Below are 21,985 nucleotides of genomic sequence, written 5' to 3' on the forward strand. Positions count from 1 at the left end.
ACTATTAAACTTGTATTTTTGATAATTCTTTATATGCACTAATTGCTTTATTTCTAACTTCTAACATCATTTGCATTTTCAAATCAGCTTTTTCTATAGCGATATTCGCTTTTGCTAAATCTTTTACACTACCTGTAGCTATATCTACTTCCGCTTTTTGAGAATTTTCCATTGTTTCATTTGTAGAATCAATCTCTTTTTTTAGCATATCACCAAAATTAAGACCACTTTCGTTGTTAGATACTTTATTATCATTTTTTAACAGATCTTGAGTGGAAATATTTCCTATATTATTTACATTAATTGCCATCTGTTATCCTTTTAAAATACTTATAGCACTACTTGCCATTGTTTTTGCACTTTGAAATGCTGCTACATTAGCCTGATAACTTCTTGTTGCTTCTACTAAATCGGACATTTCTATAACTGGATTAATATTTGGATAAGCAACATATCCATTTTTATTTGCATTTGGATTATTTGGCTCATATTTAAGAATTGGTTTTGAATCATCTCTTACTATTTTGGCGACTGAAACAGTAGTTAAAGCTGGTTTTGCTTCAATCCCATTATTTCCTTCTTCATCTAAAGGATTTGAATATTTCAAATAGTTTGTTTTAAGCTCATTATTAAGTTGTTTATCAAAATTAATTGCTTTAAAAACAACCTCTTTTCTTCTATACGGCCCACCTTCTGGAGTCTCAGTTGTATTTGCATTTGCGATATTACTAGATATTGTATTAATTCTAAATCTTTGAGCTGAAAGCCCATATCCACTAATATCAAAACTACTCATAAAACTCATTTTTTATCCTTATATATTTTTAGTTGATGCTATTACAGCTCTAAAAATAGATGCCTGTTTTTTCAATGCTTCTATATCTGCATTATACATCATATTGTTTTTGCTTAGTTCCGTGCTTTCCACATCCAAATCTACTGTATTTCCATCATTTCTTGCTAAATGTCCATCTCTAAAAAATATAGTTGGCTCATCACTATTTTCTTCTTCTATTGCTGGCATCATATTTTCAGTAGTTCGAGCAAGCTCTAATTTATTATCATTTTTATTAAATTCTTTTGATGCTTCTTTACTAAGCATATTTTCAAAATCTATATCTTTTGATTTATAATAAGGAGTATCAGCATTTGCAATATTTCCAGAAATTAAATCTTGTCTAATTGCTCTATATTGCAAACTTGATTCTAAATATTTAAATGATTTAGATATTTCAAAACTCATTGATACTCCTTTTTATTTTTTATAAGCAAATCTTATTCCTAAAAGTTATGTTTTACACTTTTACAATCGCATCAAATGTTTTTTTTACTTTACCTTTGAAAAAGAGTGTATCATCATTAAAACTAACTTCTAACTCTTCATTACTTGTCGGATAAACTTTTGAATAACTATCTATAAATTTTTTATTTCTTGCACTCAAAAAGCTTGCACACATTCCAGTCCCACAAGCCAAAGTTTCATCTTCTACTCCTCTTTCATAAGTTCTAACCTTTAAAACTCCATCTTCAAATTTTGCAAAATTCACATTAGCATTATATTTTTGTCTCATTTTTCTAGCTAATTCTTTATCAAACTTTGTAATATCTTCAACAAGTGCCACCAAATGAGGAACTCCTGTATCAATTAATATCCACTCATACCCCTCTTCTGTAAAATAATCTTTTATAAGTTTTGGTTTTGTAAGCTCTGTTTCGACAATATCTCCATCAACCGTGCAACTAATAACTCCCGCTCCTGTTAAAAATTTCATATTTTTATCTGCTAAATTATTTATATAAGCATAATGAGCAACCGCGCGACTTCCATTACCACACATAGCCGCAACACTACCATCAGCATTATAAAATTGCCACTCAAAATCATATATTTCATGAGGAACTAAAACTATAAGTCCATCCGCTCCTACTCCTTCTTGTCTATCACATAAATTCTTTGCTAATTCACTTCTATCTTCTTTTCTAAAAGTGTGAAAAATCACAAAATCATTTCCACTTGCACTATATTTTGTTACATTCATTTATTATCCTTTAAAAACTTTTCTTCAAATTCATCAACTGGAATTGGTGGTGAATAAAAATACCCTTGAATATAATCACAACCATTTGATAATACAAAGTCTAATTGAGATTCTTTTTCCACACCTTCTGCTATACTTTTTAAATTCATATTTTTAGCTAAATTTATCATACTTTTTGTAATAACTTCATCATCTTTATCATATGGAATATCTTTTATAAATTCTCTATCAATTTTTAATTTGTTAACTGGAAGCTTTTTAAGATATGCAAATGAAGAATATCCAGTTCCAAAATCATCAACATTTATTTTTACTCCCAAATTATTCACTTCATTAAGCATTTCTATAGATAATTCTGGATTTTTCATAAGTCCTTCTTCTGTAACTTCTATATTTAAATATTTTACATCAAAATTATATTGTTCAAGTAATTTTTTTAAATCTTTAGCAAATGTTCCTTTTTCTAGTTGATAGACTGTTATATTACAAGATAATACAGGATAATAACCTTTTTCTTGCCATTTAATATGTTGTTTTATAGCTGATTCTATCACCCACGAATCTAGCTTATCAATAATTCCTATTTCAATAGCCAATGGAATAAAATAAAAAGGAGAGACTAAACCTTTATCAGGATGATTCCATCTCATTAATACCTCAGCACCATAAGTTTTACCTAATTTATCAATTTGTGGTTGAAAATATATTTCTAATTCATTTTTTTCTATAGCTTTTCTTATTTCATTTTTAAGTTGTAATTTTTCATCTGCTGTTTGGCTTATCTCTTTTTTAAAAAATGTATATCTATCTTTCCCCATTTTTTTTGCTTCATACATAGCAGAATCTGCAAATCTAACAATAGTTTCAAAATCATCAGCATCATCAGGATAAATAGTAACGCCAATACTTGCAGAAACATAAAAACTTTTATTATTTACATTTATTGCAAATTTTATAACAAGCAAAATTTTTTCAACAAGTTCTTCTACCTCTTTTTTATTTTTAATTTCATTTAAAATAATTATAAATTCATCACCACCAAATCTAATAACTTTATCTTTGATAGTTACACATTTTTTAAGTCTGTTGGCCACTACTTTTAAAATTTCATCTCCAATATTATGACCTAATGAATCATTTATATCTTTAAAATGATCTAAATCTATAAATAAAATTGCTGTTTTTTTATGATTAACATCTACGCTTTTTTTTATTTTTTCAAATTCATATTTAGCCCCATATCTTGTATAAAGATTTGTTAAATTATCAAAATAAGCTTTTTTCTTAAATTTTTCTTTCTCTTTTTGTAATTCATTTCCATATTTAAAAAATAAATTTTGTAATTTTTTAGATAAAAGAAATATAACACTACCCATTATAATTAAACTTAGTATTGATATCAAAATGAATTTTGTAAGTAAATTCATGAGTAACTTATGCTCTTTATTTTGAATTTCTAATAAATCTTTATTAAGACAATTCAAATAAACACCTGAAGCTATTAAAATATGTAATGGTTTATAAAGTTTAACATAAGAAACTTTTTTTGAATTTCCTTCTTTTGTATATGGAATATATTCTACATATGAACCTTTTGGATAATGAATTGCTTTATTTATAAAAAGTTGTGCAGGTTTTTGCCCATTAACAACTAAATTCCACATATTCTTGCCTATTAATTTATGATTTATATGATAAATCACATTTCCTTTTAAATCAGTAATAAAAACATATCCACTTTTTTTCCATTTAAAATTATCAAAAAATTTAGGAATAATTTTTATTACCCTTTGTTGTACTTTTTCTCTATTTTTAAAATCACTTAAATGTTTTTTATACATAAAATCAATTATATTATAAGTCATATCTACTTTTTCTTTTGTAGTTTTTTGAAGGTTTTGCATAAATTTCTTAGCAGTTTCTTGTTTTTGCTTTTCAAAGGCTTGATTGATTGAAATAACAGCAACTCCTGTAATTAGCAAAGATGTAATAATAATACTAATAATAGGTAAAATAATAATAGCTTTTGAAATACTCTTTCTATTTAATTTCATTAAAAATCGACCTTTTAATTTATTTTGTTATAATTGTATCAAAAAAGGATAAATAAATGATATTAATTACAGGACCTTGTGTAATTGAAAGTCGTGATCAAATTATGAGAATTGCTGAGAGTTTAAGTTATGCAAACGAAAAATATGAATTTTACTTCAAAGCTAGTTATGACAAAGCAAATAGAACTAGTTTAGATAGTTTTAGAGGCCCTGGGCTTGATGAAGGACTTAAAATATTAGAAGAAGTGAAAAACACTTTTGGATATAAACTTTTAACTGATATTCACGAAACAATTCAAGTAAAACCAGTAAGTGAAGTAGTTGATGTTTTACAAATTCCTGCATTTTTATGTCGTCAAACTGATTTACTCGTAGAAGCCGCTAAAACAGATAAAATAGTAAATATCAAAAAAGGTCAATTTATGAACCCCGAAGATATGAAATATTCTGTTTTAAAAGTCCTTAAAACTCGTGGTTGTAATGAAGCAAACTATGAAAATTCTAAAAAACATAATGTTTGGCTAACCGAAAGAGGAACAACATTTGGATATGGAAATTTAGTTGTTGATATGAGAAGTTTTCCTATTATGAGAAAGTTTGCACCAGTTATTTTTGATGTAACTCATTCAGTTCAGATGCCTGGAGGTGCTGGTGGTAAAAGCACAGGAAAAAGAGAATTTGTTGCCCCTCTTGCAAAAGCAGCAGCAGCTATTGGAGTGGATGGATATTTCTTTGAAACTCATTATGACCCAAACAATGCTTTAAGTGATGGGCCAAATATGTTAAAACTTGATGATTTGAAAAGTCTGCTTGGAGATATTAATAAAATAAGAAATAATGTTTGATATAATTGAGACAAATAGATTATTTAATCAGTACCTAAATTAATAGACTTAATTTTAGATGAGTTTTGATATAATTTCAAAAAAAGGTTTTTATATGAATATAATAGAAGGTAATTTAAGTTTAGATAAAAATGCAAAAATAGCAATAATTTCAGCAAGATTCAATCATTTGATCACAGATAGACTTGTTGAAGGTGCCAAAGATGCCTTTTTAAGACATGGCGGAACTGAATTTAATTTAGATTTAATTTTAGTTCCAGGAGCATTTGAGGTTCCTTTTGCTCTTGAAAAAATTTTAGAAAGTAAAAAATATGATGGCGTTTGTACTGTTGGTGCAGTTATTAGAGGTGCAACTCCTCATTTTGATTATATAAGTGCCGAAGCTACAAAAGGAATTGCAAGTGCTACGATGAAACATTCAACTCCCGTAACATTTGGAATATTAACAACTGATACAATCGAACAAGCAATTGAGAGAGCTGGAACGAAAGCCGGAAACAAAGGTTTTGATGCAATGACGGGGCTTATTGAAATGATAAACCTTTATAAAGTAATATAATGGCAACAAGAACTCAAGCAAGAACAGCAGTCGTTCAAATGCTTTATGCACTTGATTTAGGTAATGATGATATGACTAAACAATCTAATGAATATTTAGATGAAAGAAAAATAAAAGGTGCAAAACACGAATTTGCTGATTCACTTTTTCAAGGTGTATTAGAACATTTAAATGAAATTGATGAAGTTATAAAAAGCCATTTAACTAAAGAGTGGGATTTTTCAAGACTTGATAAAGTTGATAAAGCTATTCTAAGACTGGCAGTATTTGAAATTTTATTTACAGATTTAGCTTATCAAGTTGTAATTAATGAATCAGTGGAAATAGCAAAACTTCTAAGCAGTGAAAATTCTACAAGATTTATAAATGGTATGCTTGATAAAATAGCAAAAGAGAAAGAAAAATGAAACTTTGTATAGCTCTTGATTTACCTTCAAAAGAAGAAAATCTACAATTAGCAAAAAATATATCTGGTTTAAGCACTGATATTTGGCTAAAAGTTGGTTTTAGAAGTTATATTCGAGATGGAGTGAAGTTTGTAAAAGAGCTTCAAAATTTAGGTTTTAAAATCTTTTTAGATTTAAAACTTTATGATATTCCAAACACAATGGCTGATGCTTCTGAAGAAATAGCAAAAATGGGTGTGGATATGTTTAATATTCACGCAAGTGCCGGAAGAGTTGCTATGAAAACTATAATGGATAGATTATCAAAGTATAAAAAACGACCATTAGTTTTAGCAGTAACCGTCTTGACAAGTTTCGATGAAAAAAATTTTGAAGAAATTTATGAATTACCAATAGCCACTAAAGCAAACGAATTTGCTAAAATGAGTTATGAAGAAGGACTTGATGGAGTTGTATGCAGTGCATATGAAAGTTTAGATATCAAAGAAATTACAAATGATAGTTTTATAACCCTAACTCCAGGTATTAGACCGTTTGGAGAAGATAGAGGGGACCAAAAAAGAGTAGCAGATATTGACTTTGCTACAAAAGCAAAAGTTAATTTTATCGTAGTTGGAAGACCTATTTATAAGTCAGGAAATCCAAAAAAAGTAGTTGAAAAAATTATACAAAAATTAAAGGAAAAAAAATGAGAAAATTTTTATCAATAGGACTTTTATTAGCAGTATCACTTTTTGCTAATGATAGAGTTTTAAACCAAACTGAAGCTTTAAAAATTTTAAAAGCAACACCTATTTATAATCAAGTTGCTCCAAAATTAAAAAAAGGCCTTAAAGTAAAAGGTCAAGATAAAGGTGATTTTTATTTAATTACAGTTTACGATAAAAGAGGTGCTGGAAATATATTTATAACAAAAAATTTAAAATATACTATTTTAGGAAATATTTTAAATAATCAAACAAAACAAATCATTCATCCAACTTATCCAGCAAAACCATTTACAGGAAATAAACAAACTGTAAAAAATGGAGTTGTTTTTACAATGGGTCACGGTAAAAAAGATTTATATATAGTGACTGACCCTCAGTGTCCATTTTGTCAAAAAGCAGAAAAATTAGCAGAAAAAGCTCATTTATCAGATAAATATACAATTCATGTAATTTTTATGCCTTTATCATTTCATAAACACTCAAAAGCTATGATTTATTATATTTTAAGTGCAAAAACTAATCAAGAAAAAGCAAAAAGATTTAAAGAGACATTAGATGGTGGTAATGCTTGGTCAAAATTCAAAACAACTACTAAAGAAAAAGAAAATATTAATAAAATAATTTCAAAAGCTGAAAAAGCAGCTACAGAATTAGGCGCAAGAGGAACTCCAAGTTTTTATGATAAAAATATGAATGAAATAAAAAATAGAGGAAGTATATTTAAATAATGAAATTTTTAAAAAGTTGTAAAATTGCTAGCAGAGAAATAATAAGATTAATTCATAGCAGTAATAAATCTATTTTTGATAAAACCCAAAAAGGCTTTGGAGGGGATGTTTCTATGAACATCGACCTTTTGGCTGAACAAATTTTTATAAAACACTTTTCAAAACAGGGAAATATTTATTCTGAAGAGTGTGGATTACTTGATAACAACAAAAATAAAACCTTTGTTATTGACCCAATTGATGGAAGTTTTAATATTTCAAATGCTTTCCCTTATTATGGTAGTAGTATAGCTATTAAAAAAAATAATAAAGTAATTAAATCTTTTGTTGTAAATTTAGCTACGGGAGATTATTTTTATAAAAGTAAAAACAGAAGAATTGAAAATAATATTTTTTATAATAAAAAAATTACTCCTTCAATTAATGAAATAATTTTATTTGAAAAAGCATATGCAAATATTGATATTTGTAAAAAACTAGCACAAAACAGTATAAAATATCGTTCCCCTGGTGCATTAGCCTTGTCTCTGGCACTCGCTCATAGATGCAAAGCTGTAATTTTTAAAGGTGATATTAGAGATTTTGATATTGCAGCAGGACTGCATTTTAATAGTCATTTAAATATTAAAATAGAAAATAATATTATATTAGTAGCAAAAAGAAAAAAAGATTTTGATATACTTTCTAATATACTATTTAAAGGATAAAAAATGGGATGGAAAAATTTTTTGGATAAATTTACAAATAAAAAACCACAACCTTCAAAAGAAGAAGCACCAAAACATTGGATAAAATGTCCTAGTTGTGGGGCTTTAAGTTTTTATAAAGAAGTAATTAAACAAAACAATACTTGTCCAAAATGTGGATATCATTTTAGAATGAGTGCAACTGATAGAATTAATTTATTAGCTGATAAAGATACATTTAAAGAATTTGATACTAACCTTGAGCCAATTGATCCAATTCATTTTGTAGATAAAAAAAGTTACCAAAAAAGAATAGAAGAAAACTATAAAAAAACAGGTAGAAAATCATCTCTAATAAGTGGAGAATGCGAAATCGGAGGAGTTTTAACCGAGCTTGTAGTATTTGATTTTGCTTTTATGGGCGGAAGTTTATCATCAGTTGAAGGTGAAAAAATTGTTCGCGCAGTTAATCGTGCTTTAGAAAAAAAATGTGGACTTGTAATCGTAAGTGCTAGTGGAGGTGCTAGAATGCAAGAATCTACATTTGCACTTATGCAAATGGCCAAAACTTCTGTTGCATTAGCTAGTTTATCTGATGCAAACTTACCATATATTTCATTACTAACTGACCCAACAATGGGAGGAGTAAGTGCAAGTTTCGCCTTTTTAGGTGATTTTATTTTAGCTGAGCCAGGTGCTATGATAGGTTTTGCAGGAGCAAGAGTTATCAAACAAACTATCGGTGAAGAACTGCCAGAAGGTTTCCAAAGAGCAGAATTTTTACTTGAACATGGACTTATTGACATGATTGTAAAAAGAGATAAACTCAAAAAAACAATTTCTGATTTACTGATTCTTTCTGGAATAAAATCAAATAAAGTATGCCGTTTATGATATATGCCTTGCTGGATTTTGATTTAATACAAAAATATAAAATTACTATTAATTCATTCATAAAAAAATGTTATGAATTAGATGTAAAAATTATTCAATATCGTGATAAAAACTCAAATATAAAAGATATTGAAAAAAGATTAAAAAAAATTAGAAAATTATGGGATAAAACGCTTATAATAAATGATTATATAGAATTGATTGAATATACAGATGGCCTTCATATTGGGCAAGAAGATTTAGAAAAATATAAATCTATCGAAAATATTAGAAAAAAGATTAATTCCAAAATTTTAGGACTTTCTACTCATAATAAAAAAGAGGTTTTAGTTGCTAATAAATTAGATATAGATTATATTGGCCTAGGTGCATATAGACCAACAAAGACAAAAAATGTAGGAAGTATCGGTGGTGAAAAATTAATCAATATAGCTAAATTTTCAAACAAAAATGTAGCTATAATTGGTGGAGTTAAACTTAATGATACGATACCTAATGTAAAGTATAAAGTAATAGGAAGTGATATATGCAAATTAATATCTACTCAATAGAAAAAAAAGAAGATTATAAACCAATAATAGATAATTTTATTAAACAATCTCGTCAATTTGCAGATGTTAAAAATATAACCATATTCAATAAAAACATAGCAAAAAATAATTCTCCCAAAAGTTATAGTGAGACATTTGAAAAATTTCTTACAAATGGGTATAATATCGCGCTTACTCCAGAAGGTAAATTAGTCGATAGTTTTAAATTTGCTAAGCTTTTAGAAGATAAACAGACAGTAAACTTTTTTATTGGTGGAGCTTATGGCTTAGAAGAAGAGTTTAAAAACAAATGTGATATAAAAATATCATTAACACCTCTAACTTTAAGCCATAAAATTGCTAAAATTATGATTTTTGAACAAATTTTTAGAGGACTTGCAATAAATCATAATCATCCATATCACAAATAAAGGAAGTAGATGGCACAAAATAGTGAATATAAAGAATTACTATTAAATAGAAAAAAAGAGATAGAAAAAATTATAAATAGCTTAAAAAATGAGCTAAAAGGTGTTAATAGTTGTGACATAAAAGAAGATGGTGATTTTGCTGCTTGTAGCACAAATAGTGAAAACAATTATCAAATTTATAAAAAACAACTTCAAGAATTAAAAGAAATAGAAGAAGCATTACTTGCAATTGAAAAAGAAACTTATGGTATTTGCCAAATGTGTGAAGAGCCAATAGATCCTGAAAGATTAAAAATCAAACCTTTTGCTAAATACTGTATAGATTGTAGGGAACTTATAGAAAAAGAGAATAAATAAAAAGGGGACAAAATGAAAAAATACACAATAATATCTTTTATATTTATTGTATTGGTGGGGCTATTAACTTATATGAATACAGATTCATCTACTACATTTAATATGTTAGGGGTAAATATAACACTTTATAATGCTGTGTGGACTATGGCATTTGTATTCCTGTTTTATTTAATATCAATAATATATTTTGCTATCATAAAATATAAAAACTTTTCATTTGAAAAAAATATTCACAAAGATAAATTGAATCTAATCAAAAATATAGAAAATAAAATTTTATTTAACAACAAACAATTACCTATAAAAGTATTAAAAGAGTTAGAAGATTTTATAGATATGGTAGAAGGTTTAGAAATAAAACCTAAAACAAATGAGACTTTTAAATTTATGGAAGATTTAGCTAAACTTCAAAATGGTGAAGTAGTTGATTTAACAAAATATAAATTTTCATCAGACAACCCATGGATAATTAAAAATTTAGAAAATAAAATTATTAAAGAAGATTTATCTGCAGCCAAAGAAGCCCTAAAAATAAAGCCATTAAGAGAAAAAGCTCTAAAACTTTTAGCTAAAAAAGCAGAAGTTAATGAAATACTTGCAAACAATTATCCAATTTATAAAGAGACTATTTTAAATAATTTAGAAAGCTCAAGAGTAAAAGAATTAATCGAAAAATCAGATTTAAAAAGTGATGAATACATCGAAATTGCAAACACTTTATATCTAAAAGAAGAAAAAAATCCTGAAAATGTAATAAGTTTATTTGAGAAAAAAATAGTTCCTTATATTTATTTACTTATTAAATATGAAATGTTAGATAAAGCAAAGGAATTAGCACACGAAAATGAACTTAAATTTTTTGAATATTATTTAGAATTAAAAGAAAAAAATATAAAATTAGATGATTTTTTAAATGCAAGATATTTTTAAATTTCCTATAATAGCCTTAGCTCCATTAGCTGGTTATACTGATTTACCTTTTAGAAAAGTGGTAAAAAAGTATGGGGCTGACTGGAGCCTTTCTGAAATGATAAATGCAAATGCTATTAATTTTAAAAATGAAAAAACTCTAAAAATGCTTACAAAAAATAAAAATGAAACTCCCTATTCTGTCCAAATTGCTGCTCAAAATCCTGAAATTGCAAAAAAAGCTGTTGAAATTTTAAATGAATATGATTTTATAGATGGAATTGACTTAAATGTAGGTTGTCCTGTAAAAAAAGCTATCAAAAGTGGTTATGGTGGAAATTTACTAAATGAACCTGAAAATCTTGCACAAATTATTGAAACTATAGCAAGAACACACAATAAAAAGTTTTTTTCTGTAAAAATGAGAATTGGATTTGATGAAATAAATGGATGTGAGAGGGCAAAATTAATTGAACAAAGTGGAGCTGATATTTTAACAGTTCACGGCAGAACCGTAAAACAACTCTATACAGGTGAAACAAATTATGAAGAGATTGCTAAAATAAAATCATCTCTAAAAATTCCTGTTTTAGCAAATGGAAACATAGATAGTTATAAAAAAGCAAAATGGGTACTAGATTATACAAAATGTGATGGTGTAATGATAGGTCGAGGTGCTATTGGTAAACCTTGGGTTTTTAAAGAAATAAAAGAGCAAAAGTCTATTAGTGAAGATGAAAAAAAAGAGGTTATACTTGAACACTTAAATGCAATGTATGAATGGTATGGAAACTTTGGTATAATCTTATTTAGAAAGCATCTGCATACTTATTCTAAAGGGTATGACAAAGCTAGTGAATTTAGAGATAAAGTTAACAAAACTGAAAATTATGATGAGATGCTGGAGATAATTCAAGGATTTTTTAATGTTTAATGGGTTGATTAGAGAAATAGCAAAAGTAAAAAGTTTTAGCAACAATAAACTTTTACTAAAATCAAAATATATTCCAAATATTGGCGACAGTGTAGCTATAAATGGAGCATGTTTGACTACTACAAAAGTTTATAATGATGGTTTTGAAGTAGAACTTTCCCCTGAAACTCAAAGTAAAATTGCAATAGAAAATTATAAAAATCAAGTCCATATAGAACCAGCTATGAAACTTAGCGATAGAATTGATGGTCATTTAGTACAAGGTCATATTGATTGCATTGGTGAAATATTAGAAATTAAGAAAAATAGTAACTCTTATGATATTGTAATTAAAGTACCAACAGAATTCATAAAATTTATAATAAACAAAGGAAGTATTGCAGTTGATGGCGTTAGTTTAACTGTAAATGATGTATGGAGTGATAGATTTAGACTTACTATCATTCCACACACATTTGAAAATACACTATTTAAAACATATAGAATCCATCAAAGAGTAAATATTGAAACAGATATGTTTGCAAGATATATTTACAATATGTTTAAAAAACAACCAAACAACATAAATAATGAGATTGGAAGTTGGTGGTAAAAACTAAATTTAATGTTTTGGTCAAACTAAAAAAATTAGATGTTGATAAACTTTCAAGAGAAATAACTAAACAAAATAATAAGATTGCAAAAGCAAATCAAGAATTAACTTTATTTAATAAAGAATTAGAACAAATTAAATATCCTAAAAGTGGGAATTTTTCTATAATTACACAAATAAAAACAATGCAAAATGCTCTTTTAAATCAAATTAATTTAAAAAAAGAAGAAATTAACTTTTTACAAAATCAAAAAAATATATTATCATTACAATTAAAAAATAAAGAAATAGAATATGAAAAAATGAAATATCTTCAAGGAGAAGAAATCAAAAAAGCAGTTAATAAACTGAAAAAACAAGAAGTAAAAGATATGGATGAAATTGCAATAATGCTATTTAAAGGACAACAATGAATAAATTTTTACTGTTTTTAATACCATTTTTTCTATTTGCAAATGATACAAATTTATCAAATGAAGAATCTAAATTGGTAAATTGTTATCAAATTTTTGACCAAAGAAGAGGAGAACTTGAGATGCAACTTGAACAAATTCAAGAACAACAACAAGCATTCCAAGCATTGAAAGATGCCTCTATGAATATACTCAAAAAAAAAGAAGCTAAAATTAAAAAAGAACAAACAGAACTTAATACAACTTTGAACAAAATTGAAGCTACAAAAAAAGAAAAAGAAACCTTAGTTAAAAAATATCAGCAAATTCTAAAACAAATTCAAGATGCAACTTCCTCAAAACTAGTTCAAAGTTACTCAAAAATGAGAGCAGGAAATGCTGCCAACATCATTTCTGCTATGGATACGAATACTTCACTCGAGATTTTATCTAAACTTTCTCCCAAAGTATTATCCAAAATTTTTGCAAAAATGGACGCAAACAAAGCTGCTTTTTTGACAGAAAAATTAAAAAAATATATTCCTAAAAGTACTAAATAATGGCAGCTGATAAATGGATATTTGTTATTGTTATAATGCTTATGGCAATAGGTACTGTTTTTAGTTACTCTTTACCTATTTATATCGAAACAAAATATAACTATGGAGAGTGGCACTTTTTTATAAGATATATAACATTTGCAAGCTTAGGAATTATCATTATGATGACTCTTGCCCAATTTAATCCAGATAAAGTTTTTAAACCTTTAGGTTGGATTTTATTTATAGTAGGTCTCATTACTATTTTTATTATGCCTAAATTACCTCCATCTCTTTGTCCTATAATCAAAGGAGCTAGAAGATGGATCGCATTAGGAGGGGGCTTAAGAATATCTCCATTAGAATTTTTTAAAGTTGGGCTTATTTTCTTTTTTGCATGGAGTTTTTCTAGAAAATTAATTCCAAAACATTTTACTTCTTTAAAAGAAGAGTTTACAGCTATATGGCCATATTTATTTTTATTGAGTGTGGTTGCTTTAGTTATTATTATATTTCAAAGTGATTTGGGTGAAACATTACTTATTTTAATGATATTTATTGTTATGCTAATGTTTACAAAACTATCTCCTAAAATATTTGGTATTTTAATTTTAATTGGAATAATATTTTTTGGTGTTGGAATGATGGGAAAATCATATCGTATTGCAAGATTAAAAAGTGCTTTATATAATATTTACTTAATGTTGCCTGATGGCATTCAAAAATGGTTTAATGTTAATATTTCAAGTTACGATATCTCCTATCAACTTAGACAAAGTATGAATGCTATTCATAATGGAGGATTTTTTGGTGTTGGGATTGGAAATGGGCAACTTAAAATGGGATTTTTAAGTGATGTTCATACAGATTTTGTGTTATCAGGAATTGCTGAAGAAACAGGATTATTAGGAGTTTTACTTGTTATTATTTTGATAACTCTTTTAATATGGAGAATTTTTAAAATTGCAAATCACATCAAAACAAAAAGACAAATTGATTATGTATATCAACTATTTTGTGTTGGAGTTGGAGTTTTAATAGGATTTGAGACACTACTTAATGTTCTTGGAATTATAGGAATGCTTCCATTAAAAGGATTGCCTATTCCTTTTGTAAGCTATGGTGGTAGTTCATTGCTTGCTTTTAGCATAGCTTGTGGAATGGTCTTAATGATTAGTAAAAAGGTAAATCTAAAATGATAGCAATTACAGGTGGTGGAACTGGTGGACATTTAGTTATAGCTAAATCTATAAAAGAAGAATTAAATAAACAAGGAATTAAGCCAATTTTCATAGGTTCTACTTATGGACAAGATAAAGCTTGGTTTGAAGACGATAATGGATGGGCAGAGAAATATTTTTTTGATACAAGTGGAGTGGTAAATAAAAAAGGTATAAAAAAACTACTATCTTTAGCAAATATTTTAAAATATAGCTTTAAAACAAAACAGATATTTAAAAAACATAATATTACAAAAGTTTTTTCTGTTGGAGGTTACTCCGCGGCTCCTGCTAGTTTTGGCGCTATTATGTTTAATAAGCCTCTTTTTATTCACGAACAAAATGCTTATATGGGCAAATTAAATCAACTTCTTAAACCTTTTGCAAAAAGAGTATTTAATACATTTTTATATAATGACCCTTATCCTATAAGAAATGAATTTTTCACAAAAGCAAGAGTTAGAAAAGAGATACAAACTATTATATTTTTAGGAGGAAGCCAAGGAGCAAAAGCAATTAACGATTTTGCTTTGCAAGTAGCCAAAACAAAAAAATATAAAATCATTCATCAAACAGGAAAAAGAGATTACAAAAGATGTGAAAAATTTTATAAAGAAAACAAAATAGAAGCAGATTATTTTGATTTTAGCAAAAATATAGTAGATAAAATTTCGGTAGCTGATTTTGCAATAAGTAGAGCAGGTGCAAGCACACTTTTTGAACTTAGTGCCAATCAAATTCCTACTCTTTTTGTTCCATATCCTTACGCGGCAGGAAATCATCAATACTATAATGCTAAATTTTTATCAGATAAAAACTTAGCCTTTTTAAGTCTTCAAAATGAATTAAATTTAGATATTTTTGATGAAATAAAAAATATTGATATAATATCACAAAAGTTAAAAGAAATTAATTCAGTAAATGGTGCAAAATTTATAGTTGATGAGATTTTAAAAGGATAAAATATATGTTTACAGTAGCGATAGTAGGACAGCCAAATGTCGGTAAAAGCAGTCTATTTAATAGAATTGTAAAAGCACAAGATGCAATTACCTCAAGCAAAGCCGGAACTACGAGAGATTTTAAAAAAAGAGATGTTGTTATAGATGAAAATAAAGAAATAACATTAATTGATACAGGTGGTCTTGAAGATAGAAATGAACTTTTTAATAAAGTAAAAGATAAAGCGTTAGAAATAGCAAGTACAGCTGATTTAATTCTATTTATGGCAGATGGTCAAAAATATCCAGATGATATAGAAATCAGATATTTTAGAAATTTACTAAAATTAAAAAAACCAATTTGGCTAGTGCTTAATAAAATAGATAATGATAAATTAGGTCAAATGGTACACGAATATTATGAACTTGGGGCTAAAGAAATATTTACAATTAGTGTAACTCACAACAGAGGTGTTACAAAACTTATAAATGAAGTTGCAAGAATTACTCCAGAAAATAAAATAACTGAGCCTATTTTAGCTCCTGATGAAGATTTACCATTAGAAGAACTTCTTGCGATGAAAGAAGCTCCAAAAGTAGAAAAAAAAGATATAAAAGTCTCAATTATTGGAAAAGTAAATGTAGGTAAATCTTCACTTTTAAATGCACTTCTAGGAGAAGAAAGAAGTATCGTAAGTGATGTAGATGGGACTACAATTGATCCAATTAATGAAACCGTTTATTTTAATGATAAATTAATTACATTTGTGGATACTGCCGGAGTTAGAAGAAGAAGTAAAATAAAAGATATTGAAAAATATGCTTTGATGAGAACTGAAAAAAACCTTGAAGAAAGTGATATGACTCTGCTCGTAATTGATGCTAAAAATGGAATTGCTGAACTTGATGAAAAAATTGCTGGATTAGTTGATAAACATAGAACAGCCGTAATAATTGTAATGAATAAATGGGACGAAACAAAAGCAGAATATAAAAAATTTGTAGATAATGTTCGACTTAAATTCAAATTTTTACATTATGCACCCGTAATTGCAGTAAGTGCCTTAACTGGTCGAAATATTGATAAATTAAAAGATTTAGTTTTAAAAGTTTATACCAATTATTCAAGAAGAATTTCAACATCAAAACTAAATGAAACAATTAAACAAGCAACACAAAGACATTATCTTCCAACAGATAAAACAAAACCAGTAAAAATTCTTTATGCTGTTCAATATGAAACAGCTCCTCCAAGAATTGCGCTTATTATGAATAGAACTCATTTACATTTTAGTTATAGAAGATATTTAGCTAACTATTTAAGAGAAAGATTCGATTTTGAAGGAAGTCCAATACTTTTCACTGTTAGAAAAAGAGGTGAAAAATATGATGAAGATAAAGAAAATGATTAATAATTTTGATAAAATACAGATAAAAAAGGAGTTTTTATGAAAAAATTGGCTTTAAGTTTATTAGTGGCAGGTAGTTTTGCAAGTGCTGACTTTTTAAGTATAAGTGCAGGAGCAGGTGTTTGGCAAGAAAACATCAGCGGATATGTAAAAAGTGGTAGTACAATTAATTATATGAATAATAAATCAGCTGAAACTGACGGAAACAATAATACTGGTAATCTTGGATTAGGAGATAATGCTCAACCTTACATATGGGTAAAATTAATTCATCCACTTCCTATTATCCCAAATGTAAAATTACAATATACAAAATATTCAACAAGCGGTGATGGCAAAGCAAGTGGTGATCTTAAAGTTTTTGGAAGAAGTGTTGCTAATGTAGATTCAGAAGTGCACACAGATTTAGATATTGATAGTTATGATGCTACATTTTTTTATGAATTCAAACCAGCTATTGTAGATTTAGAAGCAGGATTTGGAGTAAATGTATTAAGTACAGATACAACTGTAAAAACTTCAACAGATACTTCATCAACTTCAGTTGTAGCGCCAATTCCATATCTTTATGCAAAAGCTGAAAGTATGCAACTTTTTGGATTTAGTGTAGAAGCACAAGGTAAATATCTAAATGTAAGTGATAAAGGGCACTATTATGATTATAGCTCAGCTGTAAAATATCATTTACCTTTGCCAGCAATAGATATTTCTGCATCACTTGGTTATAGATATCAAGATATTTTAGGAAAAGATGGTGATGATGAAACAAAACTACAATTCAAAGGTGCTTTTGCCGAAGTAGGAGTTAAATTTTGAGAATAGTTAGTGGAATGAGACCTACTGGATCTTTACATTTAGGTCACTATTTTGGAGTGATTAAAAATTTGGTTAAACTTCAAGAAGATAATGAATGTTTTTTCTTTGTAGCAGATTGGCACGCACTTTCAACTAAATATGAAAACAAATTACATCTAGAAGATTTAAGTATAGATTTGGTAAAAACATGGATAGCTTGTGGAATTGACCCTGAAAAATCAACTATTTTTGTTCAAAGTGATATCAAAGAGCATGCAGAATTATATTTAGTATTAAATATGATAACTCCAGTTAATTGGTTAGAGAGAAATCCAAGCTACAAAGATATGTTAGCTCAGCCTGAATTTAAAGATAAAAATATGGCTGGATTTTTAACATATCCTGTTCTTATGACTACTGATATTATTATGTATGATGGTGAATTAGTACCCATTGGAGAAGACCAAAAACCTCATTTAGAGTTAGCAAGAGAGATAGTTAGAAGATTTCATCATCTTTTTGGAAGTGAAATTTTCACTGAGCCAAAAGAGATGCTAACTGAAACTTCAAAACTTAGTGGACTTGATGGCAGAAAAATGTCAAAAAGTTATAATAATTCTATCTATTTAGATGATGATACTGAAACTATTTGGCAAAAACTAAGAGGGGCAAAAACTGATACAAACAGAATCAAAAAAACGGACAAAGGTAGCCCTGAAGTTTGTACAGTTTGGGAATATCATAAAATTTTCTCTGATAAAGAGACACAAGAAAAAATCTATGCAGAATGTAAAGCTGGAGAGATTGGATGTGTCGCTTGTAAAAAAGAGTGTGCAAAAAATATTGATAAGTTTTTAGCTCCAATTAGAGAAAAAAAAGCTAGTTTAAGCGATGAATATATTTTAGAAATTTTAGAAAAATCTAAACAAAAAGCTGGTAAAATAGCATCTGAAAAAATGAAAAAAGTAAATAAACTTATAAAAGGATAAAAATGGAATTTAAAATTTGTGCCGAAAGAGTTGCAAGAGCTATAAACTCTATTGTATTATTAATAATTATTGCTATTTTCGCAAAAGGTTATGAAACGCTAGCATTAGCATTTTTAGCTTTTGTATCAATTATGATGATGATTTGGGCATTATTTGATTTTTGTCCAAATATTTGGATGTTAAGTAAATTTTTACCAAAATGTTATTGTGAATGTGATGAAGATAAAAAGGAAACTTATGAGTAAAATTTCTTATAAAGATAGTGGTGTTGATATCGATGCAGGAAACAGTTTTGTTGAACAAATTAAACCTTTCGTAAAAGAAACAATGACTCCAAATGTGATTGGTGGGATTGGTAGCTTTGCTGGAGCTTTTAGACTTCCTAGTGGATATAAAAAACCTGTATTACTTAGTGCAACTGATGGAGTTGGAACTAAACTAAAACTTGCAATTGATGCTAAAAAGTTTGATACAGTTGGTATTGATTTAGTTGCTATGTGTGTAAATGATTTGATTTGTAATTTTGGAGAACCTTTATATTTCTTAGATTATTATGCGACTGGCAAACTAAAAACTAACGAAGCGGCCAAGGTTGTAAAAGGTATAGCTGAGGGTTGTAAACTAAGTGAATCAGCATTAATTGGTGGAGAAACAGCAGAAATGCCAGGAATGTATAAAAAAAATGATTTTGATTTAGCTGGATTTGCAGTTGGAATTACCGAAGAAGATGAAATGGATAGAATTAGCCACACAAAAGCTGGAGATATTTTAATCGCTTTACCAAGTAGTGGTGTTCATTCAAATGGATTTAGTTTAGTTAGAAAAATTTTAGAAGCAAATAATATGGATGTAAATAGTAAATTTAATGGGAAACCAATGTATGAAACTTTGCTTACTCCTACTAGAATTTATGTAAAAGAGTTTAAAAAATTAAAAAATAAAATAAATGCTTTAGCTCATATTACAGGTGGTGGAATAGTAGAAAATCTTCCAAGAGTTTTACCAGACAATCTTGAAGCAATAGTTTACAAAGATAAGATTCAAACTTTACCTATTTTTGATTTTATGAGTAAATTTGTAGAAGAAAATGAAATGTATAGAACATTCAATATGGGTGTTGGTATGATTTTGGTTGTAAATCAAGAAAATGTAGATTTTATTTTAGAAAATAGTGATGGCTATGTAATTGGAGAATTAAAAGAAGGAAATAAAGGAGTTAAACTACAATGAATACTAATGGCGTCTCGCAAATGTTTGGGAAATTTGCCAAAACAAAATTCCCTCAAATTTTACAATGCTTTATAAATAAAAGTTATGTACAAATTTTTAAAATAGATATGAGCTTGTTTAAAGAAGAAGACCCTTGTAAATACCCTACTCTAAATGCCCTTTTTACAAGAGAAAAAAAAGAAATAGAATTTCATGAAGATGAAGATGTATTATGCTCTCCATGTGATGGTTTAATTACAGAATATGGAGATATTGAAAATAAAACTGCTTATCAAATAAAAGGTAAAAGCTATTCAATTGATGAATTAATTCCTGGAAACAAACTTGAAGATGGATTTTTCCTTAATATCTACCTTTCACCAAGAGATTATCATAGATACCATGTACCAATTGATATGCAAGTTTTAAGTGCTACTCATATTCCTGGGGCTTTGTATCCTGTAAATTTACCAAGCCTTAAAAAAAGAGACAATCTATTTATCAAGAACGAAAGAGTAATGTTAAGATGTAAAGATACAAAAGATAGAATTTTTTATTTTATAGCTGTTGGTGCTTTAAATGTAGGGAGTATATTATTTACTTTTGATGAAAGAATTAAAACAAATATATCAAACGCTAAAACAACTACCTTTGAATATGAAAATTTACATCTTAAAAAAGGCGCGGAACTTGGAAGATTTGAAATGGGAAGTACAATTTTACTTTTCTTTGGAGAAGACCATTTTAAATATTTAAATCAAAAAGATGAAGTAGAAACTGGTGAAATTTTGGGTGAAATTTATTAGGTCCTGACCTAAAACTCTCAACAATAATGCAAATTTTTTAACACTACAAAAAAGCTAAAAAGTGTCAACGCAAGCGCCCTTCGGGTTTGAAGCACACTTTTTTTAACGCTTTTTTTTCGTTAAAATTAACAGTTGTTTCGTTTATTTAGTCAGAACCATTTATTATAAGGAGAAAGCGAATGATAAAAAAATGTATATTTCCAGCAGCTGGATATGGGACTAGATTTTTACCAGCAACAAAATCAATTCCCAAAGAGATGCTACCAATTGTAAATAAACCATTAATTCATTACGGAATAGAAGAAGCAAACAAAGCGGGGATTAAAGAGTTTGGATTTGTAACAGGAAGAAATAAAAGAGCTATCGAGGATTATCTTGACCACGCTCCAGAAGTTGAACAAAGTATAAAAGGAAGTAAATCAAAAGAAAAACTTCTTGAAGATACAACTAAAATGATAGAAGAATGTACATTTACTTATGTTAGACAAAAAGAAATGAAAGGACTTGGTCATGCTATTTTAACAGGCGAGCCATTAGTTGGAAACAACCCTTTTGCAGTAGTTTTAGCAGATGATTTATGCGAAGGTAATGTACTCACTCAAATGGTAAAACTTTATGATAAATTCAAATGCTCAATAGTAGCTATCGAAGAAGTACCAAAAGAAGAAACTTCAAAATATGGTGTAATTGCGGGTAAAGAAATAGAAGAAAATGTATTTGTAATAAATAATATGGTAGAAAAACCAGAACCTAAAAATGCACCAAGTAATTTAGCAATTATAGGAAGATACATTTTGACTCCAGATATTTTCGATATTTTAAGAAATACAAAACCTGGACGCGCGGGAGAAATACAAATCACAGATGCTTTGCTTGAACAAGCAAAAAATGGTATGGTAATTGGATATAAATTCAAAGGAAAAAGATTTGATTGTGGTAGTGTAGATGGATTTGTTGAAGCTACAAATCATTTTTACAATCAATTAAAACAAAAAAGTAAAAATATTTAA

Annotated in this window: 29 protein-coding genes; 24 read left to right on the forward strand and 5 right to left on the reverse strand. The window is 27.7% G+C overall.

All coding sequences use genetic code 11. The features are described 5' to 3' along the window. Positions 1-4: 4 nt before the first annotated feature. From fliE to ACZ5OA_RS08665, 5 genes are read right to left on the reverse strand one after another with little or no spacing between them, the layout of a single operon-like run. Complete coding sequence (gene fliE / locus ACZ5OA_RS08645; RefSeq protein WP_464907447.1) at positions 5-310, reverse strand: flagellar hook-basal body complex protein FliE; 306 nt, start codon at positions 308-310, stop codon at positions 5-7. Between the two features lie 3 nt (positions 311-313). Next, complete coding sequence (flgC, locus tag ACZ5OA_RS08650) at positions 314-805, reverse strand: flagellar basal body rod protein FlgC (RefSeq protein WP_464907448.1); 492 nt, start codon at positions 803-805, stop codon at positions 314-316. 9 nt (positions 806-814) lie between these two features. Next, positions 815-1,243, reverse strand: a complete 429-nt coding sequence (gene flgB / locus ACZ5OA_RS08655) for a flagellar basal body rod protein FlgB (RefSeq protein ID WP_464907449.1) — start codon at positions 1,241-1,243, stop codon at positions 815-817. Positions 1,244-1,295: 52 nt separating this feature from the next. Further along, positions 1,296-2,039: a diaminopimelate epimerase gene (gene dapF / locus ACZ5OA_RS08660; protein WP_464907450.1), complete on the reverse strand. Its 744-nt coding sequence runs from the start codon at positions 2,037-2,039 to the stop codon at positions 1,296-1,298. Then, positions 2,036-4,093 (reverse strand): EAL domain-containing protein, encoded by a 2,058-nt coding sequence (locus tag ACZ5OA_RS08665; RefSeq protein ID WP_464907451.1) that lies wholly within the window; start codon positions 4,091-4,093, stop codon positions 2,036-2,038. The genes dapF and ACZ5OA_RS08665 overlap by 4 nt, the downstream gene beginning before the upstream one ends. Positions 4,094-4,149: 56 nt before the next feature. Between ACZ5OA_RS08665 and kdsA the strand changes: the two genes are divergently transcribed. The 24 genes from kdsA (at position 4,150) to galU (ending at position 21,985) form a co-directional block, all read left to right on the forward strand. Further along, complete coding sequence (gene kdsA, locus ACZ5OA_RS08670; RefSeq protein WP_464907452.1) at positions 4,150-4,938, forward strand: 3-deoxy-8-phosphooctulonate synthase; 789 nt, start codon at positions 4,150-4,152, stop codon at positions 4,936-4,938. Between the two features lie 94 nt (positions 4,939-5,032). Then, on the forward strand, positions 5,033-5,497 hold the full coding sequence (gene ribH / locus ACZ5OA_RS08675) for a 6,7-dimethyl-8-ribityllumazine synthase (RefSeq protein WP_464907453.1): 465 nt from the start codon (positions 5,033-5,035) through the stop codon (positions 5,495-5,497). After that, entirely contained in the window at positions 5,497-5,904 is a 408-nt protein-coding gene (nusB, locus tag ACZ5OA_RS08680) for a transcription antitermination factor NusB (protein WP_464907454.1), read from the forward strand. The genes ribH and nusB overlap by 1 nt, the downstream gene beginning before the upstream one ends. Further along, positions 5,901-6,596 (forward strand): orotidine-5'-phosphate decarboxylase, encoded by a 696-nt coding sequence (gene pyrF, locus ACZ5OA_RS08685; protein ID WP_464907455.1) that lies wholly within the window; start codon positions 5,901-5,903, stop codon positions 6,594-6,596. The genes nusB and pyrF overlap by 4 nt, the downstream gene beginning before the upstream one ends. Then, on the forward strand, positions 6,593-7,342 hold the full coding sequence (locus ACZ5OA_RS08690) for a thioredoxin fold domain-containing protein (protein WP_464907456.1): 750 nt from the start codon (positions 6,593-6,595) through the stop codon (positions 7,340-7,342). Before pyrF ends, ACZ5OA_RS08690 begins: the two co-directional genes overlap by 4 nt. Further along, positions 7,342-8,049 carry an inositol monophosphatase family protein gene (locus ACZ5OA_RS08695; RefSeq protein WP_464907457.1) on the forward strand — a complete coding sequence of 236 codons (708 nt, stop codon included), beginning with the start codon at positions 7,342-7,344 and terminating at the stop codon, positions 8,047-8,049. The genes ACZ5OA_RS08690 and ACZ5OA_RS08695 overlap by 1 nt, the downstream gene beginning before the upstream one ends. A 3-nt stretch (positions 8,050-8,052) precedes the next feature. Then, positions 8,053-8,922, forward strand: coding sequence for an acetyl-CoA carboxylase, carboxyltransferase subunit beta (accD, locus tag ACZ5OA_RS08700; RefSeq protein WP_464907458.1), 870 nt, complete (start codon positions 8,053-8,055; stop codon positions 8,920-8,922). Further along, on the forward strand, positions 8,910-9,473 hold the full coding sequence (locus ACZ5OA_RS08705) for a thiamine phosphate synthase (RefSeq protein ID WP_464907459.1): 564 nt from the start codon (positions 8,910-8,912) through the stop codon (positions 9,471-9,473). Before accD ends, ACZ5OA_RS08705 begins: the two co-directional genes overlap by 13 nt. Continuing rightward, positions 9,449-9,883 carry a 23S rRNA (pseudouridine(1915)-N(3))-methyltransferase RlmH gene (locus tag ACZ5OA_RS08710; RefSeq protein WP_464907460.1) on the forward strand — a complete coding sequence of 145 codons (435 nt, stop codon included), beginning with the start codon at positions 9,449-9,451 and terminating at the stop codon, positions 9,881-9,883. The genes ACZ5OA_RS08705 and ACZ5OA_RS08710 overlap by 25 nt, the downstream gene beginning before the upstream one ends. Before the next feature lie 9 nt (positions 9,884-9,892). Next, positions 9,893-10,240, forward strand: a complete 348-nt coding sequence (gene dksA, locus ACZ5OA_RS08715) for an RNA polymerase-binding protein DksA (RefSeq protein WP_464907461.1) — start codon at positions 9,893-9,895, stop codon at positions 10,238-10,240. 12 nt (positions 10,241-10,252) lie between these two features. Then, positions 10,253-11,170, forward strand: coding sequence for a hypothetical protein (locus tag ACZ5OA_RS08720; protein ID WP_464907462.1), 918 nt, complete (start codon positions 10,253-10,255; stop codon positions 11,168-11,170). Beyond that, complete coding sequence (locus tag ACZ5OA_RS08725) at positions 11,154-12,083, forward strand: tRNA dihydrouridine synthase (RefSeq protein ID WP_464907463.1); 930 nt, start codon at positions 11,154-11,156, stop codon at positions 12,081-12,083. The genes ACZ5OA_RS08720 and ACZ5OA_RS08725 overlap by 17 nt, the downstream gene beginning before the upstream one ends. After that, positions 12,076-12,675: a riboflavin synthase gene (ribE, locus tag ACZ5OA_RS08730; protein ID WP_464907464.1), complete on the forward strand. Its 600-nt coding sequence runs from the start codon at positions 12,076-12,078 to the stop codon at positions 12,673-12,675. The genes ACZ5OA_RS08725 and ribE overlap by 8 nt, the downstream gene beginning before the upstream one ends. Next, complete coding sequence (locus tag ACZ5OA_RS08735; protein WP_464907465.1) at positions 12,669-13,088, forward strand: flagellar export protein FliJ; 420 nt, start codon at positions 12,669-12,671, stop codon at positions 13,086-13,088. Before ribE ends, ACZ5OA_RS08735 begins: the two co-directional genes overlap by 7 nt. Further along, on the forward strand, positions 13,085-13,627 hold the full coding sequence (locus ACZ5OA_RS08740) for a MotE family protein (protein WP_464907466.1): 543 nt from the start codon (positions 13,085-13,087) through the stop codon (positions 13,625-13,627). The genes ACZ5OA_RS08735 and ACZ5OA_RS08740 overlap by 4 nt, the downstream gene beginning before the upstream one ends. Next, positions 13,627-14,805, forward strand: a complete 1,179-nt coding sequence (locus ACZ5OA_RS08745; RefSeq protein WP_464907467.1) for an FtsW/RodA/SpoVE family cell cycle protein — start codon at positions 13,627-13,629, stop codon at positions 14,803-14,805. The genes ACZ5OA_RS08740 and ACZ5OA_RS08745 overlap by 1 nt, the downstream gene beginning before the upstream one ends. Further along, entirely contained in the window at positions 14,802-15,788 is a 987-nt protein-coding gene (locus ACZ5OA_RS08750) for a UDP-N-acetylglucosamine--N-acetylmuramyl-(pentapeptide) pyrophosphoryl-undecaprenol N-acetylglucosamine transferase (RefSeq protein ID WP_464907468.1), read from the forward strand. Before ACZ5OA_RS08745 ends, ACZ5OA_RS08750 begins: the two co-directional genes overlap by 4 nt. A gap of 5 nt (positions 15,789-15,793) precedes the next feature. Further along, the gene (der, locus tag ACZ5OA_RS08755; protein WP_464907469.1) at positions 15,794-17,179 is read left to right on the forward strand and encodes a ribosome biogenesis GTPase Der; all 1,386 of its coding nucleotides are present in this window, start codon (positions 15,794-15,796) and stop codon (positions 17,177-17,179) included. Positions 17,180-17,215: 36 nt separating this feature from the next. Then, positions 17,216-17,992 (forward strand): TIGR04219 family outer membrane beta-barrel protein, encoded by a 777-nt coding sequence (locus tag ACZ5OA_RS08760; protein WP_464907470.1) that lies wholly within the window; start codon positions 17,216-17,218, stop codon positions 17,990-17,992. Further along, on the forward strand, positions 17,989-18,960 hold the full coding sequence (trpS, locus tag ACZ5OA_RS08765; RefSeq protein ID WP_464907471.1) for a tryptophan--tRNA ligase: 972 nt from the start codon (positions 17,989-17,991) through the stop codon (positions 18,958-18,960). The genes ACZ5OA_RS08760 and trpS overlap by 4 nt, the downstream gene beginning before the upstream one ends. Positions 18,961-18,962: 2 nt before the next feature. Next, entirely contained in the window at positions 18,963-19,205 is a 243-nt protein-coding gene (locus ACZ5OA_RS08770) for a phosphoribosylaminoimidazole synthetase (protein ID WP_464907472.1), read from the forward strand. Beyond that, positions 19,198-20,190 carry a phosphoribosylformylglycinamidine cyclo-ligase gene (gene purM / locus ACZ5OA_RS08775; protein ID WP_464907473.1) on the forward strand — a complete coding sequence of 331 codons (993 nt, stop codon included), beginning with the start codon at positions 19,198-19,200 and terminating at the stop codon, positions 20,188-20,190. Before ACZ5OA_RS08770 ends, purM begins: the two co-directional genes overlap by 8 nt. Further along, positions 20,187-20,975 carry a phosphatidylserine decarboxylase gene (locus ACZ5OA_RS08780; protein ID WP_464907474.1) on the forward strand — a complete coding sequence of 263 codons (789 nt, stop codon included), beginning with the start codon at positions 20,187-20,189 and terminating at the stop codon, positions 20,973-20,975. The genes purM and ACZ5OA_RS08780 overlap by 4 nt, the downstream gene beginning before the upstream one ends. Positions 20,976-21,154: 179 nt before the next feature. Next, positions 21,155-21,985, forward strand: coding sequence for a UTP--glucose-1-phosphate uridylyltransferase GalU (galU, locus tag ACZ5OA_RS08785; RefSeq protein WP_464907475.1), 831 nt, complete (start codon positions 21,155-21,157; stop codon positions 21,983-21,985).

The organism is Thioreductor micantisoli (assembly GCF_055392745.1).

Bases quoted from the DNA above. Each gene is read 5' to 3' on its own strand.
- fliE (WP_464907447.1), bottom strand. From the start codon at position 310: ATGGCAATTAATGTAAATAATATAGGAAATATTTCCACTCAAGATCTG.
- flgC (WP_464907448.1), bottom strand. From the start codon at position 805: ATGAGTTTTATGAGTAGTTTTGATATTAGTGGATATGGGCTTTCAGCT.
- flgB (WP_464907449.1), bottom strand. From the start codon at position 1,243: ATGAGTTTTGAAATATCTAAATCATTTAAATATTTAGAATCAAGTTTG.
- dapF (WP_464907450.1), bottom strand. From the start codon at position 2,039: ATGAATGTAACAAAATATAGTGCAAGTGGAAATGATTTTGTGATTTTT.
- ACZ5OA_RS08665 (WP_464907451.1), bottom strand. From the start codon at position 4,093: ATGAAATTAAATAGAAAGAGTATTTCAAAAGCTATTATTATTTTACCT.
- kdsA (WP_464907452.1), top strand. From the start codon at position 4,150: ATGATATTAATTACAGGACCTTGTGTAATTGAAAGTCGTGATCAAATT.
- ribH (WP_464907453.1), top strand. From the start codon at position 5,033: ATGAATATAATAGAAGGTAATTTAAGTTTAGATAAAAATGCAAAAATA.
- nusB (WP_464907454.1), top strand. From the start codon at position 5,497: ATGGCAACAAGAACTCAAGCAAGAACAGCAGTCGTTCAAATGCTTTAT.
- pyrF (WP_464907455.1), top strand. From the start codon at position 5,901: ATGAAACTTTGTATAGCTCTTGATTTACCTTCAAAAGAAGAAAATCTA.
- ACZ5OA_RS08690 (WP_464907456.1), top strand. From the start codon at position 6,593: ATGAGAAAATTTTTATCAATAGGACTTTTATTAGCAGTATCACTTTTT.
- ACZ5OA_RS08695 (WP_464907457.1), top strand. From the start codon at position 7,342: ATGAAATTTTTAAAAAGTTGTAAAATTGCTAGCAGAGAAATAATAAGA.
- accD (WP_464907458.1), top strand. From the start codon at position 8,053: ATGGGATGGAAAAATTTTTTGGATAAATTTACAAATAAAAAACCACAA.
- ACZ5OA_RS08705 (WP_464907459.1), top strand. From the start codon at position 8,910: ATGCCGTTTATGATATATGCCTTGCTGGATTTTGATTTAATACAAAAA.
- ACZ5OA_RS08710 (WP_464907460.1), top strand. From the start codon at position 9,449: ATGCAAATTAATATCTACTCAATAGAAAAAAAAGAAGATTATAAACCA.
- dksA (WP_464907461.1), top strand. From the start codon at position 9,893: ATGGCACAAAATAGTGAATATAAAGAATTACTATTAAATAGAAAAAAA.
- ACZ5OA_RS08720 (WP_464907462.1), top strand. From the start codon at position 10,253: ATGAAAAAATACACAATAATATCTTTTATATTTATTGTATTGGTGGGG.
- ACZ5OA_RS08725 (WP_464907463.1), top strand. From the start codon at position 11,154: ATGCAAGATATTTTTAAATTTCCTATAATAGCCTTAGCTCCATTAGCT.
- ribE (WP_464907464.1), top strand. From the start codon at position 12,076: ATGTTTAATGGGTTGATTAGAGAAATAGCAAAAGTAAAAAGTTTTAGC.
- ACZ5OA_RS08740 (WP_464907466.1), top strand. From the start codon at position 13,085: ATGAATAAATTTTTACTGTTTTTAATACCATTTTTTCTATTTGCAAAT.
- ACZ5OA_RS08745 (WP_464907467.1), top strand. From the start codon at position 13,627: ATGGCAGCTGATAAATGGATATTTGTTATTGTTATAATGCTTATGGCA.
- ACZ5OA_RS08750 (WP_464907468.1), top strand. From the start codon at position 14,802: ATGATAGCAATTACAGGTGGTGGAACTGGTGGACATTTAGTTATAGCT.
- der (WP_464907469.1), top strand. From the start codon at position 15,794: ATGTTTACAGTAGCGATAGTAGGACAGCCAAATGTCGGTAAAAGCAGT.
- ACZ5OA_RS08760 (WP_464907470.1), top strand. From the start codon at position 17,216: ATGAAAAAATTGGCTTTAAGTTTATTAGTGGCAGGTAGTTTTGCAAGT.
- ACZ5OA_RS08770 (WP_464907472.1), top strand. From the start codon at position 18,963: ATGGAATTTAAAATTTGTGCCGAAAGAGTTGCAAGAGCTATAAACTCT.
- purM (WP_464907473.1), top strand. From the start codon at position 19,198: ATGAGTAAAATTTCTTATAAAGATAGTGGTGTTGATATCGATGCAGGA.
- ACZ5OA_RS08780 (WP_464907474.1), top strand. From the start codon at position 20,187: ATGAATACTAATGGCGTCTCGCAAATGTTTGGGAAATTTGCCAAAACA.
- galU (WP_464907475.1), top strand. From the start codon at position 21,155: ATGATAAAAAAATGTATATTTCCAGCAGCTGGATATGGGACTAGATTT.